The organism is Micromonospora sp. BQ32 (assembly GCF_059358895.1).
Genome location: NZ_JCADBI010000003.1, coordinates 46897 through 64717, shown reverse-complemented (window position 1 = coordinate 64717; position 17821 = coordinate 46897). Strand labels below are relative to the sequence as shown.

The following is a 17821-nucleotide window of genomic DNA, read 5'->3' as shown; positions in this document are numbered from 1 at the left end:
CCGGCGTCCGGAACCAGTGCCGCCCGGAGACCCCTCAACCGGGGGCGTGACGGGTCCAGTGCGTCGCACACCGCGGCATCGTCGTCCGATAGCGACCACTTCTCCCCCGGCGATGATGGCAGCGATAACATCCCCCGGGGCGCCACGGCCGAGTGCCCGGAACCGCACGACAGCCATCGATGACCATGCGGGCTCATGGCTGAGCGCTCTGGAGGGCGATCCGCCCAGCGCGCAGCCGGACGAAGCAGCCGTGTTATCGATAACATTCAACGTCTTGATGCGCTCGCGTCGCCCGGGTCGGTCCGTGCCTCCAACGGCGCGTGGGACGGCGCCGAAAAGCAAGATCGACTCGTGTTCCTTGAAGTCGCGGGGTCCTCGGCGGCGTTACCGGCCGACGTCAAAAGTCCGAGTCGATCACGCTCGCGCCGACGGTCCGCCGCCCGGCCACGCGCCCGCGTCGCCGGCCCGCCGGTCGCCCCACGCCCGCGAACCGGCGGCCCGACCCCTGTGGGCCGAGCCGCCGGCTCTTCGTTGCGATGGCGAAACCGAGCGCCGGTCGGATCAGGCCGTCCGGTTGCGGTTGTACAGGGCCTTGGCCCAAAAAAAGCAGCCGACGCTGACGACGGCGCACCAGACGACCGCGATGATCCCGTTGGCGCCGATCCCGGTGCCCAGGAGCAGGCCGCGAAGGGTCTCCATGACGGGCGTGAAGGGCTGGTAGTCCGCGAACCACCGCACGGCGGTCGGCATGGAGTCGGTGGGGACGAACCCGCTGCCGAGGAATGGCAGCAGGATCAGGGGCATGGGCAGGTTGCTGGCCGTCTCGACGCTGTCGCTGACCAGACCGAGGGCGACGGACAGCCAGGTGAGCGCAAAAGTGATCATGGCAAGGACCCCGATCGCCGCCAGCCATTCGACCGGGCTGGCCGTGGGCCGGAACCCGACCAGCAGCGCCACGACGGTGACGGCCGCGAGGCTGAGCATGGTCTGGACCAGGCTGCCCAGTACGTGCCCCGTCAGGACCGACGGTCGGAAGATCGCCATGGTGCGGAACCGGGCGATGATCCCCTCGGTCATGTCCATCGCGACCGAGATGGCGGTGCCCTGCGCGGCGCTGACCACCGTGATGAGCAGGATGCCGGGGGTGACGTAGTTGGCGTACTGGGAGCGGTCACCGGACGGGCCGAGGCCGGCGCCGAGCGTGCCGCCGAAGACGTAGACGAAGAGCAGCAGGATGATGATCGGGATGCCGATGAGCAGGAACGTCATCGACGGGTACCGCCGCATGTGCAGCAGGTTGCGCCGCAGCATGGTGCTCGAGTCGCGGACGGCGAGGGAGAGGGTGCTCATCGCGCGGTAGCCCTTTCGTGGTCGGGTCGGCTGGCCTGGGTGTCGGGCTGACCGGTGAGGGTGAGGAAGACGTCGTCGAGGTCGGGGGTGTGCACGGAGAGCCCCGCCACGCTGATCGAGGCGCGGTCGAGCTGGTCGAGCAGGGAACGCAGCGACCCGACCCCGCCGTCACTGGGCACCTGGAGGGTGAGCGCGTTGTCGTCCCGGGTGGCCGCCTCGAAGGTCCGGGCGGCCGAGTCGAGCCCCTCCTGGTCGGCGAACTGCAACACCACGTGGCCGCCCGGGATGAGCCGCTTGAGCTCACGCGGCGTGCCCTCGGCGATCAGTCGGCCATGGTCGAGGAACGCGACCCGGTCGGCGAGCTGATCGGCCTCCTCCAGGTACTGCGTCGTGAGCAGGATGGTGACACCCTCGGCGGCGAGTGCGCGGATGATGTTCCACATGGCCCGGCGGCTGCGCGGGTCGAGGCCGGTGGTCGGCTCGTCGAGGAAGATGACGCGGGGCTCGCCGACCAGGGTCATCGCGAGGTCGAGCCGCCGGCGCATGCCGCCGGAGTACGTCGACACCGGCTTGCCCGCCGCCTCGGTCAGGTCGAACTGGTCGAGCAGGTCGACGATCCGTCGCCGACCGGCGGCCCTGTCCAGGTGGCACAGGTCGGCCATCAGGGTCAGGTTCTCCCGACCGGTGAGCAGGTTGTCGACGGCGGAGAACTGGCCGGTGACGCCGATCAACGCGCGTACCGCGTCGGGCTCCCGGTTCAGGTCGTGGCCGAAGACGCGGACGTTGCCGCCGTCGGCCTTGATCAGGGTGGAGAGAATCTGCACGGTGGTGGTCTTGCCGGCGCCGTTGGGACCGAGCAACGCGAAGATCGTGCCCTCGGTGATCATCAGGTCGATGCCGTCCAGCACGACCTTGTCGCCGTAGGACTTTCGCAGGTCGGTGGCGACGATCGCGGGGTTCATGGAGCTGGTCATGGTCTCCTCATTTGTGGTCGGCGCGGTGGTGGCTCAGGCGGGGTGATGGATCAGGCGCGGCGGATCATGATGTCGCCGTAGGAGGTGTTCGCCCGGACCTCGACCGTCTCGTCGGTCTGCGCCGGGCTGTCGGTCGACTCCAGCGCGTTGTGGACGCGGCCGTGCTTGGAACTGACGTCGAGCCAGGCGGCGGTCCCGCGACGGATGCCCACCTCGATCGCGCCGTAGGAGGTCTGCACGTCGATCGCGCCGCGGGTGACCTCGCCCAGCCGGAGGTTGCCGTAGGCGGTGCGCGCCGTCACCGAGGCCAGCGACGCGTCCACGGTGATGTCGCCGTAGGCCGTGTTGATCCGGACGTCGCCACCGCTGCGGCCGATCCAGCAGTCGCCGGACGAATTCTTGATCTCGGCGGTGCCGTCGACCGCGCCGATGCGCACCTTGCCGGACGATGCCTTCACCCGGGCGGAGCCCAGCACACGCTCGACCGCGACCTCGCCGTGGCTGCTGTCGATCTCCAACGGCCCGGTCTCGTCGAGCCGGATGCCGCTCCCGGTCTTGATCCGGCACTCACCGAGCCGACCCTCGCAGCGGAACGCCGCCCACGACGCCTCGGCATGCACCCGTGACCCGGTCGGCACCTCGATCAGGACGTCGACCGACGGCCCGGGGCCGAACCCGTAACGGCGCCAGGTCTTCGGCACCCGGATCACCAACTGCCCGGCGGTGAACTCGACGGTGCTCTGGTCGGCGGCGCTCACGTCGGCCTTGCTCGACGGGTCGCGGGGCCGCACCGTCACCACCGTGTCGGTGCGGTCGCTCGCGGCGATCCAGGCATCGCCGATCGGCAGGTCGATCTGGACGGAAATCGGTTCTGGCGTCTCGAAAATAGGCATGGTGGTCTCCCGAAAAGTGGTCGGCGAAGGTCGCCGCTGGTCAGCGGCGTGGTGGTGGAAGGGGTACCGGAAGTTAGCGGGCCCAGCCGGTGAAGTGCTGGCCGGAGCGCGGCTCCGGCCGGCGGGGTGGACGACGCTCCGTGTCGCCCGCCCCGATGGCACCGGCGACGGCGCGCACCAGCCAGGCGTTGACCGAGAGCCCGGCGCGCCCAGCGGCGTCCTCGACGCTGGCCTTCAGATGGTCGGGAAGCCGCAGGTTGATCCGCGAGGTGCCGCCCTCCTCACCATCGGGCGCGGACACCGGCACCGACAGCGGTGGCGGGCCACTGGGCTCGCTCACCACCTCGACCGGCGGGCTGGCCGGCGTCACCACGAAGTCGGGCTCGCGCCCGCGCAACCGAACGTGCACCGAACCCGGCGCGAGGTCACGGGTGATCTCGTCGGCCGCGTCGGAGAGCGCTTCGAGCAGCGTGAGACGGGTGGCCGCCTCCAACTGCGCGAAGAGCCGTTCGGCCAGCGCCCGAGCCTCCGGGTCCACGCCCTCCGCAGCCACGGCGAACTCGTTACGCAGGTTCTCGACGTATGACCTCAGCTCCATGGCACCATCATGGCACCACTTTGGCTCAGGATGCAACAGGCGTGGCTCAAGAAGGTGTCATCGCCTGGCTCCACCCGGGGGCAGCTGACTCTCAGAGGTCACCGAAAACCCTCCGGACCAGGTGATTCGCGTCCTCCTGGTTCAGCCCGGAGGCGACCAGGAGGTCGCTCACGGTCGTCCGAACCTGTGCCACCACGACCGCACCGGAGAAGCCGACGCCGTCCCGATAGGCGTGTCCGGCCGTCCGGACCGCCCGCAGCGCCTGCTCCCGCGCCCGGTTCGGCTCGGCGCCGGCGGCGAACTGCCGCTTGAGCAGGCGGACGGCCTCGGCGAGATCGGCCACCGCCGTCGGCAGCGACTCCGGCACCGACTCGCCGTCCTCGATCAGCGTCACCGATCGTCGGATCAGGGTGCCGCTGTTGCGCATCGCCCGGTCGATCGGCTCCGCCGCCCGCGCATAGCGGCCCACCGGCCCGTGCCGTTGGTGCCAGTACACCGGTGACAGGGTGCTCGCCTCCCGGGCGCCCTGGGTCGCCTCGACGAACGCCTTCAACCGGCCGGCGCTCTGCCGCAGCTCACCCCGGGCGGTACGGGCCCGAGCGGCGTCCCGCTCGGTCAGCGCCTCGGCGGTGGCGTCGAGCTGGGTCGCGAGGAGATCCAACGCCGGCCGTGCGGCCCGGTTGAGCACCCGCAGCGGGTTCAGCGGCAGCAACACGGCGGTGACCAGCAACGCCACCCCTCCCCCGACGAGCGCGTCCACGAACCGGGGGATCTCCAGATCCCGGACGGCCGGGCTGAGCGTGGCGATGAGCACCGCCGTCGCCCCGGCCTGGATCACCACCGCCGCGCTGCCCGCGAGGAAGAGCGCGACGACGATCGCCAGTACGACGATCAGGGCGAGCTGCCACCACCCGGTGCCGATCACCAGGAGCAGCAGGTCGCCGATCAGCACTCCGACGGTGACCCCGATGATCAGCTCGACGGTGCGACGCAACCGCTGGCCGACGGACGCGGCGAGCGTCGAGACGGCGGAGATCGGCGCGAAGACCGGCTGCGACACCTGCAGCAGCGTGTGCGCCACGAACCAGGACAGCCCCGCGGCCAGGCCGGCTTGTACGGCGAGGCCGCCGATGGTCCGTACCCGACGGATCCGTTCGCGCAACGCGGCCAGCACGCGGTCCCAGAGCCGGACGACGGTCGACGGGCCCGCGTCCGCTCCGCGCCGACCGGCAGCGACCATGGCGGCACCTACCCCGCCACGGCCGGATCAATCCTCGCCGGCCTGCCCGGCCCGTCCTCAACGCGAGGCGAGCGCCTTCTCGGCGTACGCCCAGAGCCGGTCGGCCGCGTCCGACACGGTCGCCACCATCGCCAAGGCCGTCGGATACGGCTCGGAGAGCGCCCTCAGCGTGGCCTTCAAGCGCACCACCGGCCTCTCACCGCGGGCCTACCGCACAGAGCTGGCGAAGAGCACCCAGACCGACGTGCCCGGACCGACGGTCAGCGCCGGGCGGGCCCTGCCTGGGCGGTAGCGCACCGGCACGCCGCGATTGAGGGCGTCCGATTCGGGTAGACCCCGCTCTGCCGTGACCACGGTCGGCGGCCTTCGGCGCCTGCCGTCGGGGCTGGGTCGCGGGACAAGGGCTGGGAGACGCCTCGGGGGGACGTCGGATGGGTCAGGACGGTTGAGCGGGCCGGACGACTCCGGCGGCGTCGTGGAGCTACGGGTGCACGGAGTCTCCGGCGCGAGCGCCGCCCAGATGCTGGACCTGCAACAGACCGCGCAGGTCGCCGGTGACCGCAGTGGCGGGTTCTACCGGCCGCGCCCCCGGTACTCGGACGCCACGGGTCCGCACGGGGTGACGCTGGAGGCGTACCGCTGGGGTGACCTGCCCTCCGGGACGGTGGCCCGCACCCTGGCGGTGGTCTTCCTGCTTCCCTTCATGCTGGTCAACGTCGCGATCTGGATGCGCCCGGCGAACCCCGGGTCCGAGGCGGCGGTCAAGTCCCTGTGCCGGGTGCTGGCGCTCACCCTCACCGTGCTCTATGTGCTCGCCATCGCCGGCGTCGCCCTGGATCTCGTCGGTTGGAAGTGTCTGGCCTCGCCGGACTGCCTGGCCGGGCGCAGTTGGTTGTCCTGGTTGGGTGGACGGCCGGTCGGACTGCGGCTGGCGGTGCTCGCCCTGGTCCCGGCCGCCGCGATCGGCCTGATCTGGCGGGTCAGCTGCCGTCCGGGACGAACCTTCGAGGCGTTTCGGGCACCCGATCAGGGCAGCTCCGCGTCCCGGCTCGGCACGGTCGGTCAGTGGGACGCCGAGCCGCTGGTGGGCCGGTTGCGCGCCATCCACGTCGCCGCGGCCTTCGCGACGCTGGACCTCGTCCTGCTCCTGGCCCGAGGCGACAGTGACGCCTCGGCGGCCACGATCGCGCTGACGGTCATCACGGGGGTGATGCTGACGGTCTGCGTGGGGCTGCTCTGCACACCGCCGCTGATGGACCGGGCCCCCGCCGACCGGCGGCTCGACCGGGTCACCCGCACCCTGCGGACCGCCGCCATCATCCTGACCGTGGCCGTCGTGGCACACGTGCCGACCGGCTCGCAGCCGTGGCCGGACGAGCACGGGCTCCCCGGCTACGACCCGACCCTGGCCGGTCTGTTCGTGGCTCAGACCACGCTGTTGGCCGCCCTGGGCGTGGTCCTGCTCTGGCACCGGCGCCGGGAGCGCGAGGGCACCCCGCTGTTCGGGCTGGGCGCACTCGTTGTCGCGGCCACCGGGATCAGCATGGCGGTAGCCTACTCCGCCGAACTGGTCGGCCGGGCGGCGGACTTCCTGGACCGTGACGCGCCGACCGCGGAGGGCATCGCCGCCGGCCCACCCCGGGCCTACACCTGGGCGATCTACGGCTTCTTCCGCGCGGTGCTGGTCACCGCGATCGTCGCCGCCCTCGTCATCCTGATCTCCCGTCGCGGGCGGCGGCGGGCCGCGGCGGCGATCGTGGCGCGCGACTTCCCGAACCCGCCGGCCGAGGCCGAGCCCCGACTGGGGCAGGTCCGAGACGCGATAGCTCGGGCCGGCTTCACCGAGAAACTGGTGCCGTTGGCCGTGGTCTACGGCTGCCTCGCCGGACTCGCCACGGCCACCACCACCATCGGCCTGCTGGGGCAGTTCCCCGGCGACGTCATCGAGCGGAACATCGGATTGCCGGCGGAGGCGATCACGTTCGCCATCGCGTTCGGTGGCTGGGTAATCGCCGCGATCATCCTCGGCCTGATCATCGGCGGCATCTTCGCGTACCGGAGCCAGCCGTACCGTCGGCACATCGGTGTCCTCTGGGACCTGGGCACCTTCTGGCCCCGGGCCGCCCACCCGTTCGCGCCGCCCTGCTATTCCGAGCGGGCCGTGCCGGAACTGGCCCGCCGGATCACCTACCTCGTCGAACGCGGCAACGCGGTGCTGCTCACCGGGCACAGCCACGGCTCGGTCCTGCTCGCCGCCACGGTGCTCCAGCTGTCGCCGCAGGTCGGCGACCGAGTCGCCCTGCTCACCCACGGATCACCGCTGCGCCGCCTCTACGCCCGGCTCTTCCCCGCCTACGTCGACGACTCGGCGCTGCGCGAGATCGGCCGTCGGGTGGGTTGGCGCTGGGTGAACCTGTGGCGCGACACCGACCCCATCGGTGGCTGGGTCTTCTCCCCGGATCCCTCACCCGCGCCGGCCAGCACCGGTGACCCGGCCGCCGCAGTGGATCGTCGACTGCGTGATCCCCGCGACGTGGTGACGCCCCCCGGGGACAGCGTCGCCCCACCCATCCACGGGCACTGGCCGGGCGAGTCCGACGAACCGTTCACCGAGGCGGTAGGGGAGTTGGTGCAGCGCCTCGGCGGGCGGGCCGACCCGCCCGGGACGCCGAGGTAGCGGACCGGCTCACTGCCCCCGGCTGGCCCGGGTACGCCAGTCGTCCAGGCCGGTGCCGGCGATGCGGGCGCCGTCGGCGGGGACGAGCGAGCGTTCGCCCAGCTTGGCGCCGAAGTACCGGGCGTCGGGGTCGGCCACCACCGAACGACTGTCCTGCTGGTTGGCGAGGATGGATCGGCCCAGTTCGTCGAGGCGGAACTGCTCCGGGCCGGCGACCTCGACCACGGAGTTCGTCGGCGCGCCGAGCGCGACCTCGGCCACCGCGGCCGCGACGTCGTCCGCGGCCATCGGCTGAATGAGCACCGGCGCGAGGTGCACGGTGTCGCCGACCGTGGTGGCGTCGATGATGCCCTGGAGGAACTCGAAGAACTGGGTGGCGTGCACCACCGAGTACGGGAGTCCGGACGCGACGATCAGCTTCTCCTGGGCGACCTTCGCGCGCATGTACCCGCTGTCCGGGATCCGGTCGCACCCCACGATGGAGAGCGCCACGTAGTGGTTCACCCCGGCGTCCGACGCGGCGGCGAGGAGCGTCCTGGTGGATGTCTCGAAGAACTGCAGCACGGCGGCGTCCTCGAACGACGGCGAGTTCGACACGTCGACGACGACCTCGGCGTCGGTGAGCGCATCGGCCACTCCCTCGCCGGTCAGAGTGTTCACGCCGGTCTTCGGCGATGCCGGCACCGCCTCGTGGCCCTGGGCGCCGAGGCGGTCCACGAGCTTGGAACCGATGAGGCCGCTGCCCCCGATGACGACGATCTTCATGGTCGCACCACGTCCTGTCTGCACTGGTCTGCACTGGGTTGAATCGTGCTGCCAATCAGTAAGACGGAAAGCGTGCGCGGATGCAGGACAATCGCCGGAGAACAGTTCAACGGAGAGCAGGAGGTCGACGTGGCCACGGTGTCCCACCCGGTGTTCGCCCGGGTGTACGAGCGGCTCAGCGTCGCCATGGACCGCGCCGGCACGGCGGCGTTCCGGCGGGACCTGGTCGCCGGCCTCTCCGGTCGGGTGATCGAGATCGGCGCGGGCAACGGACGGATGTTCGCCCACTACCCGCCGGAGGTGACCGAGGTCCTCGCGGTCGAACCGGAGCGGCGTCTCCGTGCCGCTGCCGAGCGCGCCGCGCCGACCGTGCCGGTTCCGGTCACTGTCGTCGACGGTCTGGCCGAGGCGCTACCCGCCGGGGAGGGCAAGTTCGACGCGGCCGTGGTCGCGTTGGTGTTGTGCACCGTGCCCGATCAGGCCAGCGCGTTGGCCGAGATCAGCCGGGTGCTGCGCCCCGGAGGCCAGCTGCGGTTCTTCGAGCACGTGGCCGCCGAGGAGGCCAGCGGTCTGCACCGCGCCCAACGAGTCCTCGACGCCACCCTGTGGCCGAGGCTGTTCGCCGGCTGCCACACCAACCGGGACACCGTCGCCGCCATCGGCGCGGCCGGCTTCCAGGTGGCGGAGCCGCGCCGGTTCCGCTTCCCGGCCACCAGTAACAGCCCCTCCTCCCCCTGCGTCCTCGGCCGCGCGATCAAGCCGCTCGCGACGGTTCGGCCCCCCTGAGCCGAGATCCGCTCGGCTGCCCTGGCCACGCACGGCCCGCTTGACGGAGCCGGCGAACAGAACGCGAAGGTCAGTCCAGTTCAGATAGATACCCGTCAGGCATTGTCCCAATTTGCCCACATTTGAACACTCAGCGTGATGTGGTAGTCACCGCGCTTATCGGCGCCATACAGGCCGTATCACGCAGGGCGCCGCTCGCTGACGTCTCCTGCGAGTAGTACCCACGGAGGGGTGTTCTGTGACAGCTAAACCCAAACATTGGCTACGACGGCGGGCGGTCCTGCCCGCGCTCGCGGCTGGCGCGGCCGCCACAGTGGCCGCCAGCCTGCTGCTCCTCAGCTCGACCGCCGCCAACGCGCAGGAAGCACCGGTCAACCTGGGGACGGCGGCCGACTTCTCCGTCCTGGCCGGGGCGGAGCCCACCAACACCGGCCCCAGCTTCCTGGCCCAGAGCCTCGGGCGGTACCCCGGAAACACCGCCTCCGGGTTCGAAACGGCGACCATCGGCGGCGAGGTGCACCTCGGCGACGCGGTCGCACTACAGGCTCAGAGCGACCTGACCATCGCCTTCAACGACGCCGCCGGCCGGACCCCGTTCACCAACCTGCCGGCAGAACTGGGCGGCAACACGCTCAACGAAGGGGTCTACCGGATCGGGGCCGCCCAACTGACCGGACCGTTGACGCTCAACGGTCAGGGCGACCCGTCCGCCGTGTTCATCTTCCAGGTCGACTCGTCGCTGACGACGGCGTCGAACAGCAGCGTCGTCCTGATCAACGGAGCTTCGGCCTGCAACGTGTTCTGGAAGATCGGCAGCTCGGCGACGATCGGCACGGGCACCACCTTCGTGGGCACCATCATGGCTCAGGCCGCGATCACGATGGCGACAGGCGCGACCCTTCAGGGCCGCGCGTTGGCGCGCACCGCCGCCGTCACCCTCGACACCAACGTCATCACCGCGCCGACCTGCGCCGGGCCGACGGGCCCGCCCGGACCCACCGGCCCGCCCGGACCCACCGGCCCGCCCGGACCGTCCGGTCCGCCCGGCAGCCCTGGAGCACCCGGCAGCCCGGGAGCACCCGGCAGCCCCGGCGCACCCGGCAGCCCCGGCGCACCCGGTAGCCCCGGCGCACCCGGTAGCCCCGGCGCACCCGGTAGCCCCGGCGCACCCGGTAGCCCGGGAGCACCCGGCGCGCCCGGTAGCCCCGGCGCCCCTGGTCCGTCCGGGCCCCCCGGAGCGCCCGGAGCGCCCGGCAGCCCCGGCGCCCCTGGCAGCCCTGGCGCACCCGGTCAACCCGGTGGCGGCAAGCAGCCCATCCTGCCGGTGACTGGCAGCGGTGCGGTCCCGGCCATGACCGGCGTCGGAAGTGTGCTGGTCGTGCTGGGAGCGGTCGCGTTCTTCCTGGCCCGGCGTCGACGCCTGGAGTCCTGATCGGTGGCCCGGCCGGTGTGATCCCGGCCGGGCCACGTCACGTCGTCGGCCCGCTCCCCACCGGGAGCGGGCCGACGACGCGTTCACCATGGACGGTCAGTCGGTGAGCCCCAGCTCGCGCATGGCGTCGTCCTCCCGCTGGTGGGACAGGTAGAGCAGAATCTGTGGCCGGTCGCCGCCGAGACGCACCACGTAGGTCTGCGCGAACCGCGCGCTGCCGGCCCTGCCCTGCGGCGGCGCGAAGTGCAACGTCCACTCGGTCGGGACGAGGACGTACCCCGGTGCGAGATCGAGAACGTCCAGGACCGTCACCTGGGCTCCGGTCAGACCAAGCTGCTCGGTCATCGCCGTGTGGCGCTCGTCGAGAGCGGCCCGGTACCCGGCGTCGTTGGTGACGGCCGCCGCCCCGCCCGGGTCACCCTCGATGTACGTCTCGGCGTAACTCGCGGCAACGGTGTCGTTGTCGCCGGCCTCGACGGCCCGCGCGTAGTCGTGCAGGAAGGCGATGATCTGGTCGCGTACCGGTGTCTCCGTCGACTTCATCGTCGGTCCTCTCAGTTCGGCGGTTGTCCGCGGGTCGGCGAGGGTAGGCGCGGCCTCACCGGCGGGGCAGCCCGGTCAGCCAGACGTTCAGCTCCGCCGGGGAGCGCAGCAGCACCACGGGCGGCGCGGACGAATCGGCCTGCCAGGCCCGCATCCGCCGTCGGGCCCGGCCGAACGCGGTGACGTGCCACACCAGGATCGAGTCCGGTGACAGCACACTGCTCAGCGACTCGCGGTTGCCGTTGCAGATCACCTCGCCCGTGACGACCCGGCGGACGGTGCGGTGGAGCAACCGCCCGAACGAGCGCCACCGTGGAAAGTCCAGGCCGACGACGAGGTCGGCGCGGGCCATCGGGACGTCCCGCCAGCCGTGGTACGCCCCGTCGATGATCCAGCGGTCCCGTCGACAGATCTCCTCGATCCGGCTGCGCTGCTGGGCGACCGGCACCTCGACCCAGCCCGGCTGCCAGAGCAGGTCGTCCACCGGGTACCAGGGCAGCCCAAGGTGTTCGGCCAACCGCGCGGCCAGGGTGGACTTGCCGGAGCCGTACACCCCGTAGACCAGGATGCGACGCGGTGCGCTCATCGCGGCAGCGTACGTCGTGAGGAAAAATCGGTTGTCCTGCCCGGCGCGCCTCGGCCAGAGTGACGTCCATGACGTACTGACGGACACCAACCTCTGCTCCGCGCCACCGGTGATGCCTCCCGGGGGCCGTGACGCCGTCCGTCTTCACGTTCGCAGCCAGAGATGAGCCTCCTTGTCCCAGCACCACCTCCCTCGGGAGACCCTGCCCCCGTCCGCCCCGGCCACCGTTACGGTGTTCGCCTCGCCCGCGAGCTGGATCGAGTCCGATGCGCTCGCGCAGTGTCAACAGGTCGCCGCCCTGGACGGCATGCGGCACGTCGCCGCGATGCCGGACCTGCATCCCGGCAAGGGCGCGCCCATCGGCGCGGCCATGGCGTCGACCGTGCTGTACCCGTTCCTGGTGGGCTCCGACATCGGCTGCGGCATCGCCGTGTCTCCGATCAAGCTCAAGCGTGCCGTGCCGGAACGGCTCGCCGCCCGGTTCCCCGACCTCGACCAGGCACTCGACCCGGTACGGGACGCCGACGACCCCGCCTGGGCCGCCGTCGGTGACGTTCCGGCCGGTCACCTGGACGGCCTCGGGACGGTGGGCCGGGGCAACCACTTCGTGGAGCTGGCCCGCGTCGACACCATCCTCGACGTGCGGCACGCAGGCCGGCTCGGGCTCGACGCGGGCGATCTCGTGCTCATCGTGCACAGCGGTTCCCGTGGTCTGGGCGAGCGGATCCTGCGGGCGCACACCGAGGTCCACGGCGCCGGGGCGGCGCCCGACCCCGCCGCCTACCTGAGCAGGCACGACGACGCCGTGCGCTGGGGATCGCTCAACCGCCGGGTGCTGGCCGCCCGGGTGGCGCACGCGCTGGGGGCCGAGCCCACCGCACCGATCGTCGACCAGTGCCACAACCTGGTCGAGGTCCGGGACGGGGTCTACCTGCACCGCAAGGGCGCGGCCCCGGGCGACGGGCGTGACGTCCTGATCGCCGGCACCCGGGGAACGGCCTCCTACCTGGTGGCCGCGCACGCCGGGCCGGAGGCCAACCACTCGGTGGCCCATGGCGCTGGCCGCAAGATGTCGCGCGCCGACGCCCTGCGGCGGGGCCGGGCCAAGCACACGGTCGAGGAACTACGCCGTACGCCCGTGGGGTCGCTGGTGGTCTGCGGCGACCGGCAGTTGCTCTTCGAGGAGGCGCCGACGGCGTACAAGCGCATCGAGCAGGTGATCGCGGACCTGGTCGCGCACGACCTGGCCACGCCGGTGGTCAGCACGACGCCCCTGGTCACCTACAAGACGCCCGACCTCGGCTCCGCCGCCCGACCGGACCGGCGCGGCCCCCGCGGCAGGCGGGGCCGGTCGTGAGCGCGCTCCTGCTGCTGTCGGCGGGGCGTGGGCCGCAGGAGTGCGCCTGGGCGCTGGGTCAGCTGCTGCACCGTCTGCGGGGCGAGGCCGCCCGCCGAGGTCTGACGATCCAGCAGGTCGAGGCGGTGGCGGGTGATCGCACCGGCACCTACCGGTCGGCGCTGATCCGGATCTCCGGCGCCGACGCCGAGGCGTTCGCGGCGTCGTGGACCGGGACGCTGTGCTGGCAGGCCCCCAGCCCGTACCGGGCGGGCATCGGCCGGAAGAACTGGTACGTCACCGCCCAGCCACCCGAACGCGACGCGCGGCCGACGCCGTTCCGCGAGGCGGACGTCGACGTCGTCGGCTGCCGCACCGGCGGGCCGGGTGGTCAGCACCGGAACAAGGCCAGCACGGCGGTACGCGCAACCCACCGCCCCTCCGGCATGGTGGTCGTGGTGGACGAGGAGCGGCAGTTCAGTCTCAACCGCCGGATCGCCCTGGACCTGCTGCGCCAACGCCTTGAGCACGGCGACGAGGCGGCGCGGCGTGCCGTCACCACCGCCCGGTGGCGCGTCCACGACGGGCTGGTTCGCGGCGACCCGGTGCGGGTGGAACGTCCGGCGCCCTAGCGACTCAGACCTCCAGCACCGCGTCCGCGAATGCCTGTGGCGCCTCCTGCGGCAGGTTGTGCCCGACACCGCCCCCGATGGTCCGGTGCTGGTACGGGCCGGCGAACTGCTTGCCGTAGACGGTGGGCTCCAGGTGCGGCGCACCGTTGGCATCTCCCTCCAGGGAGATGCTGGGCACCGTGATCTTCGGCTTGGCGGCCAGACGCTTCTCGATCTCCTCGTACTGTGGCTCGCCGTCGGCGAGGGCCAGCCGCCAGCGGTAGTTGTGGATGACGATGTCGACGTGATCGGGGTTGTCGAACGCCGCCGCGCTGCGGTCGAACGTCGCGTCGTCGAACGTCCACCTGGGCGACGCGGTGTGCCAGATCAGCTTGGCGAAGTCGCGCCGGTTCCTGTCGTACCCTTCCCGACCGCGCTCGGTGGCGAAGTAGTACTGGTACCACCACGCGAACTCCGCTTTCGGCGGCAACGGCACCGTGCCCGATTTCTGCCCGTCGATCAGGTAGCCGCTCACCGAGACCAGTCCTCGGCAGCGTTCGGGCCACAGCGCGGCGACCACGTCGGCGGTCCGCGCGCCCCAGTCGAATCCGGCGAGCTTCGCGGTGTCGATCTCCAGGGCGTCCATCAGGGCGATGAGGTCGAGCCCCATGGCCGCCGGTTCGCCGTTTCGCATGGTGTCGTCGGAGAGGAACCGGGTCGTGCCGTAGCCACGCAGGTACGGCACGACGACCCGGTGACCGGCAGCGGTGAGCAGCGGTACCACGTCGGCGAAGCTGTGGATGTCGTAGGGCCACCCGTGCAGGAGGATCACCGCGTCCCCGTTGGGCGGTCCGGCGTCCACGTATCCGACGTTCAGGACTCCGGCCTCGACCTGTCGCAGGTCGGTGAACCCGGCAGCAACCTTTGCCATCGACTTCTCCCTGCGTCCGGACCCGTTCGGAGGTGCTGACCACGGCTGAATCTAGCGATCGGCCCGGGGCCTGATCACCGTTCGGACAAGGACCCCTCAGCGCCTGCCGGACTGGGTAAGATCCCCGCGTTACCGGTGGAGGTCGCGGGGCCGTGGTCGGATGACCGTAGGGTGTTGGCATGGCTGAGCGACCTCTGACCCTGATGGCGGTGCACGCCCACCCCGACGACGAGGCGACGAGCACCGGCGGCGTTCTTGCCCGCTATGCCGCCGAGGGGGTCACGACCGTGCTCGTGACCTGCACCGACGGGCGATGCGGGGACGGCCCGGGTGGGGTCAAGCCGGGCGAGGAGGGGCACGATCCCGCCGCCGTGGTGGCGATGCGCCAGGCCGAGCTGGAGGCCAGCTGCGCGACTCTGAACGTCACCCACCTGGAGACCCTCGGCTACGCCGACTCCGGGATGATGGGTTGGCCGACCAACGATCTGCCCGGCGCGTTCTGGACGACGCCGGTGGCGGAGGCGGCGGCCCGGCTCGCGGAGCTGATTCGGCAGTACCAGCCGGACGTGATCGTCACGTACGACGAGAACGGTTTCTACGGCCACCCGGACCACATCCAGGCCCATCGGATCACCATGGCCGCCGTCGAGCAGACCGACGTCCCGGCGAAGGTCTACTGGACCACGGTGCCGCAGACGGCGTTCGCGGAGTTCGGCCGGATCATGAAGGAGCTCGGCGTCGAGTGGGCCGAGCCGGACGCGGCGGCGGAGCCGGGACCGCAGCTCGGCCTTCCCGACGACGAGATCACCACCTGGGTCGACACGAGCAAGTACGGCGCGCAGAAGTTCGGCGCGCTGGCCACTCACGCCAGTCAGACCGAGAACATCTTCTTCCTGCAACTGGGCCAGGAGCGGTTCACCGAGCTGATGGGCGTGGAGACCTTCCTGCGGGTCCGGGACCGGACCGGCGCGCCGACCCCCGAGGACGACCTCTTCGCCGGCCTGCGCTGATCGATCCTCCTCAGCGGCATCAGGGCATCGTCGGCCACCGCGTCGACGGTGCCCTGCGGCGTTCGCCGCTGTGACGTCACCGCGCGAGGGTGTTCGTCCCCCCGCACCTGCGCCCCGGCCGCCGAAAGTTTCGACCGTCAGCCGCTGAGGGCTGAGCAGGTCATGTGATGAATTTCCGGAAGTTTTCAACGTTGACGCCCAGACATAGATCGGCTTAACGTTTCGAGCGGGTTTCCGGTTTCCGGCCGGAACTACCGGCACCGCCCGACTCAACCCGCGCCTGCGCACGTCAACACCGGACCCTCACCTCCTAGATCGACATTTGTCTATTGATCGTCTGGAAGGGAAGGCACATGAAGTTGAGACAGTGGTCGACCGTCGGCCTGGTCGCCGTCGCGACCGTCGCGACGCTGAACACGGTTCCGGCCACCGCGACTCGGCCGTACGACCCCACGGCGCAGAGCCTCGGCACCCTCGGCCTGCGCCACGGCCTGCACGTCGGCACCGCCGTGAACATGGATGCCCTCAACGACGCCAGCGATCCGCGGTACCGCGAGCTGGCCTCCTCCGAGTTCGCCTCGGTCACCGCCGAGAACGTGATGAAGTGGGAGAGCCTGGAGCCCACCCGCGGCGCCTACAACTGGGCGCCGGCCGACCAGTTCGTCGAGTTCGCCAAGCGCAACCGGCAGAGCGTGCGCGGCCACGTGCTGGTCTGGCACAACCAGCTGCCCGCCTGGCTGACCAGCGGCGTCGCCGACGGCTCCATCAGCAAGCAGGAGCTGCGTGAGCTGCTGCGCAAGCACATCACCACCGTCGTCAACCGCTACAAGGGCAAGATCTGGCAGTGGGACGTGGTCAACGAGGCGGTCAGCGACCCGTGGGACACCCCGTCGACCCTGCACTACAAGGGCTTCTGGGCGCAGAACCTCGGGCCCGGCTACATCGCCGACGCGTTCCGCTGGGCCCGGGCCGCCGACCCCAGGGCCCTGCTGTTCTACAACGACTACAACATCGAGGCGTTCGGCTCCGGTAACCCGGCGGACGACAAGACCCAGTTCGTGTACGACATGACCAAGAGCCTGCGCGCCCAGGGCGTGCCGATCGACGGCGTCGGCTCCCAGGGGCACCTGGGCACCCAGTACGGCAACTTCGACACCCTCCAGGTGACCGCCGCGCTGAAGAAGTTCAGCGGGCTCGGCGTCTCGACCGCGTTCACCGAGGTCGACGTCCGCAGCCAGCTGACGGAGGGCGTCCAGGCGGGAAACTCGGAGGAGATCAACCCCCGGCTACAGGCGTCGGCGGCCAACTTCAGCGTGCTGATGAAGGCCTGCCTCGCCGTGCGGAGCTGCCTGTCGTACACCGTCTGGGGTTTCAGTGACAAGCACTCCTGGGTGCCGGGCTGGTTCGACGACCCGCCGGAGGGCCTGGCCACCATCTACGACGAGAACTACCAGCCCAAGCGGGCGTACCAGGAGTTGAAGTCCGACCTGATCTTCGCCGGGCCGCCGTTCGTCCTGCCCCGCATCGCACCCAAACCGCGCCGCTGATGCCCAGGGCCGTGTGGAGCTTCCCGAAGCTCCACACGGCCCGTGTGCCACCACGGACGTCGGCGTTCGACTCACGTTCGGTGGTTCCGCCGCGCCATCCGGACGCCATCGGAGGTCTGGTGCCGGATCTGCCGGTTTATTGATGGTGTTGGTGTCACTATGGCAGGCGTGGGAACTGCGAAAACTGCCATGCCTGCGATCTCGCCGCTCACCGGCGATCCCATCAAGCGGGCCGATGCCGAGCGGCTAGCGGGGGTGCTGAAGGCCTTCGCCGATCCGGCGCGACTCCGGTTGCTCAGCCTGATCCAGTCCGCGCCGGAAGGTGAGGCGTCCGTCAGTGACCTCACCTCGGCGCTCAATCTCTCCCAGCCGACCGTGAGTCATCACCTTCGGATCCTCACCGAGGCCGGCCTACTCGAACGCGACAAGCGCGGGGTCTGGGCGTACTACCGCCTGGTGCCCGCCGCGATCGCGCAGATCGCCGACCTGTTGACGCCGCCCCGGAAGCGGGCGACGAAGAGGGCCCGCTGACCGGGCCGGGA

The 17821-nt window shown here is 71.1% G+C and carries 17 protein-coding genes and 1 pseudogene; 9 read left to right on the top strand and 9 right to left on the bottom strand.

All coding sequences use genetic code 11. The features are described 5' to 3' along the window. Window positions 1-561 precede the first annotated feature (561 nt). The 5 genes from AC5L30_RS07325 to AC5L30_RS07305 all read right to left on the bottom strand — a co-directional run bounded on the left by AC5L30_RS07325 (window position 562) and on the right by AC5L30_RS07305 (window position 5055). Window positions 562-1350 (bottom strand): ABC transporter permease, encoded by a 789-nt coding sequence (locus tag AC5L30_RS07325; RefSeq protein WP_494866150.1) that lies wholly within the window; start codon window positions 1348-1350, stop codon window positions 562-564. After that, window positions 1347-2324: an ATP-binding cassette domain-containing protein gene (locus tag AC5L30_RS07320; protein ID WP_494866149.1), complete on the bottom strand. Its 978-nt coding sequence runs from the start codon at window positions 2322-2324 to the stop codon at window positions 1347-1349. Before AC5L30_RS07320 ends, AC5L30_RS07325 begins: the two co-directional genes overlap by 4 nt. Window positions 2325-2374: 50 nt before the next feature. Then, the gene (locus tag AC5L30_RS07315) at window positions 2375-3217 is read right to left on the bottom strand and encodes a DUF4097 family beta strand repeat-containing protein (protein WP_494866148.1); all 843 of its coding nucleotides are present in this window, start codon (window positions 3215-3217) and stop codon (window positions 2375-2377) included. Between the two features lie 73 nt (window positions 3218-3290). After that, window positions 3291-3815 (bottom strand): hypothetical protein, encoded by a 525-nt coding sequence (locus tag AC5L30_RS07310; protein ID WP_494866147.1) that lies wholly within the window; start codon window positions 3813-3815, stop codon window positions 3291-3293. A gap of 91 nt (window positions 3816-3906) precedes the next feature. Continuing rightward, the gene (locus tag AC5L30_RS07305; RefSeq protein ID WP_494866146.1) at window positions 3907-5055 is read right to left on the bottom strand and encodes an FUSC family protein; all 1149 of its coding nucleotides are present in this window, start codon (window positions 5053-5055) and stop codon (window positions 3907-3909) included. Window positions 5056-5164: 109 nt separating this feature from the next. Here AC5L30_RS07305 and AC5L30_RS07300 point away from each other — a divergent pair. Both AC5L30_RS07300 and AC5L30_RS07295 read left to right on the top strand, forming a co-directional pair. Beyond that, window positions 5165-5347, top strand: a pseudogene (locus AC5L30_RS07300) (helix-turn-helix domain-containing protein); the annotation flags it as partial. A 153-nt stretch (window positions 5348-5500) separates the two neighbouring features. Then, entirely contained in the window at window positions 5501-7732 is a 2232-nt protein-coding gene (locus AC5L30_RS07295) for a hypothetical protein (RefSeq protein ID WP_494866145.1), read from the top strand. A 9-nt stretch (window positions 7733-7741) separates the two neighbouring features. Here AC5L30_RS07295 and AC5L30_RS07290 read toward each other — a convergent pair whose 3' ends face one another. Continuing rightward, window positions 7742-8497 carry an SDR family oxidoreductase gene (locus AC5L30_RS07290; protein WP_494866144.1) on the bottom strand — a complete coding sequence of 252 codons (756 nt, stop codon included), beginning with the start codon at window positions 8495-8497 and terminating at the stop codon, window positions 7742-7744. A gap of 129 nt (window positions 8498-8626) precedes the next feature. On the opposite strand from AC5L30_RS07290, the gene AC5L30_RS07285 reads away from it, so the two are divergent. Together AC5L30_RS07285 and AC5L30_RS07280 are read left to right on the top strand one after the other, a co-directional pair. Beyond that, window positions 8627-9283: a class I SAM-dependent methyltransferase gene (locus AC5L30_RS07285; protein ID WP_494866143.1), complete on the top strand. Its 657-nt coding sequence runs from the start codon at window positions 8627-8629 to the stop codon at window positions 9281-9283. Between the two features lie 313 nt (window positions 9284-9596). Further along, on the top strand, window positions 9597-10715 hold the full coding sequence (locus tag AC5L30_RS07280) for an ice-binding family protein (RefSeq protein ID WP_494866142.1): 1119 nt from the start codon (window positions 9597-9599) through the stop codon (window positions 10713-10715). Window positions 10716-10811: 96 nt separating this feature from the next. On the opposite strand, the gene AC5L30_RS07275 is transcribed toward AC5L30_RS07280, so the two are convergent. Both AC5L30_RS07275 and AC5L30_RS07270 read right to left on the bottom strand, forming a co-directional pair. Continuing rightward, window positions 10812-11258: a YybH family protein gene (locus AC5L30_RS07275; protein ID WP_494866141.1), complete on the bottom strand. Its 447-nt coding sequence runs from the start codon at window positions 11256-11258 to the stop codon at window positions 10812-10814. 55 nt (window positions 11259-11313) lie between these two features. Continuing rightward, on the bottom strand, window positions 11314-11844 hold the full coding sequence (locus AC5L30_RS07270; protein WP_494866140.1) for an AAA family ATPase: 531 nt from the start codon (window positions 11842-11844) through the stop codon (window positions 11314-11316). Window positions 11845-12016: 172 nt separating this feature from the next. Here AC5L30_RS07270 and AC5L30_RS07265 point away from each other — a divergent pair, with 172 nt between their 5' ends. Both AC5L30_RS07265 and prfH read left to right on the top strand, forming a co-directional pair. After that, entirely contained in the window at window positions 12017-13201 is a 1185-nt protein-coding gene (locus AC5L30_RS07265; protein WP_494866139.1) for an RNA ligase RtcB family protein, read from the top strand. Next, window positions 13198-13812 carry a peptide chain release factor H gene (gene prfH, locus AC5L30_RS07260; protein WP_494866138.1) on the top strand — a complete coding sequence of 205 codons (615 nt, stop codon included), beginning with the start codon at window positions 13198-13200 and terminating at the stop codon, window positions 13810-13812. Before AC5L30_RS07265 ends, prfH begins: the two co-directional genes overlap by 4 nt. Before the next feature lie 4 nt (window positions 13813-13816). On the opposite strand, the gene AC5L30_RS07255 is transcribed toward prfH, so the two are convergent. Continuing rightward, window positions 13817-14722 (bottom strand): alpha/beta fold hydrolase, encoded by a 906-nt coding sequence (locus AC5L30_RS07255; protein ID WP_494866137.1) that lies wholly within the window; start codon window positions 14720-14722, stop codon window positions 13817-13819. Between the two features lie 179 nt (window positions 14723-14901). Between AC5L30_RS07255 and AC5L30_RS07250 the strand changes: the two genes are divergently transcribed. The 3 genes from AC5L30_RS07250 (at window position 14902) to AC5L30_RS07240 (ending at window position 17810) form a co-directional block, all read left to right on the top strand. Continuing rightward, on the top strand, window positions 14902-15732 hold the full coding sequence (locus AC5L30_RS07250; RefSeq protein WP_494866136.1) for a PIG-L family deacetylase: 831 nt from the start codon (window positions 14902-14904) through the stop codon (window positions 15730-15732). 353 nt (window positions 15733-16085) lie between these two features. Then, window positions 16086-17279, top strand: coding sequence for an endo-1,4-beta-xylanase (locus tag AC5L30_RS07245; RefSeq protein ID WP_494866135.1), 1194 nt, complete (start codon window positions 16086-16088; stop codon window positions 17277-17279). A 189-nt stretch (window positions 17280-17468) separates the two neighbouring features. Continuing rightward, complete coding sequence (locus tag AC5L30_RS07240) at window positions 17469-17810, top strand: ArsR/SmtB family transcription factor (RefSeq protein ID WP_030333934.1); 342 nt, start codon at window positions 17469-17471, stop codon at window positions 17808-17810. Window positions 17811-17821 lie beyond the last annotated feature (11 nt).

Bases quoted from the DNA above. Each gene is read 5' to 3' on its own strand.
- AC5L30_RS07325 (WP_494866150.1), bottom strand. From the start codon at position 1,350: ATGAGCACCCTCTCCCTCGCCGTCCGCGACTCGAGCACCATGCTGCGG.
- AC5L30_RS07320 (WP_494866149.1), bottom strand. From the start codon at position 2,324: ATGACCAGCTCCATGAACCCCGCGATCGTCGCCACCGACCTGCGAAAG.
- AC5L30_RS07315 (WP_494866148.1), bottom strand. From the start codon at position 3,217: ATGCCTATTTTCGAGACGCCAGAACCGATTTCCGTCCAGATCGACCTG.
- AC5L30_RS07310 (WP_494866147.1), bottom strand. From the start codon at position 3,815: ATGGAGCTGAGGTCATACGTCGAGAACCTGCGTAACGAGTTCGCCGTG.
- AC5L30_RS07305 (WP_494866146.1), bottom strand. From the start codon at position 5,055: ATGGTCGCTGCCGGTCGGCGCGGAGCGGACGCGGGCCCGTCGACCGTC.
- AC5L30_RS07290 (WP_494866144.1), bottom strand. From the start codon at position 8,497: ATGAAGATCGTCGTCATCGGGGGCAGCGGCCTCATCGGTTCCAAGCTC.
- AC5L30_RS07275 (WP_494866141.1), bottom strand. From the start codon at position 11,258: ATGAAGTCGACGGAGACACCGGTACGCGACCAGATCATCGCCTTCCTG.
- AC5L30_RS07270 (WP_494866140.1), bottom strand. From the start codon at position 11,844: ATGAGCGCACCGCGTCGCATCCTGGTCTACGGGGTGTACGGCTCCGGC.
- AC5L30_RS07255 (WP_494866137.1), bottom strand. From the start codon at position 14,722: ATGGCAAAGGTTGCTGCCGGGTTCACCGACCTGCGACAGGTCGAGGCC.
- AC5L30_RS07250 (WP_494866136.1), top strand. From the start codon at position 14,902: ATGGCTGAGCGACCTCTGACCCTGATGGCGGTGCACGCCCACCCCGAC.
- AC5L30_RS07245 (WP_494866135.1), top strand. From the start codon at position 16,086: ATGAAGTTGAGACAGTGGTCGACCGTCGGCCTGGTCGCCGTCGCGACC.
- AC5L30_RS07240 (WP_030333934.1), top strand. From the start codon at position 17,469: ATGCCTGCGATCTCGCCGCTCACCGGCGATCCCATCAAGCGGGCCGAT.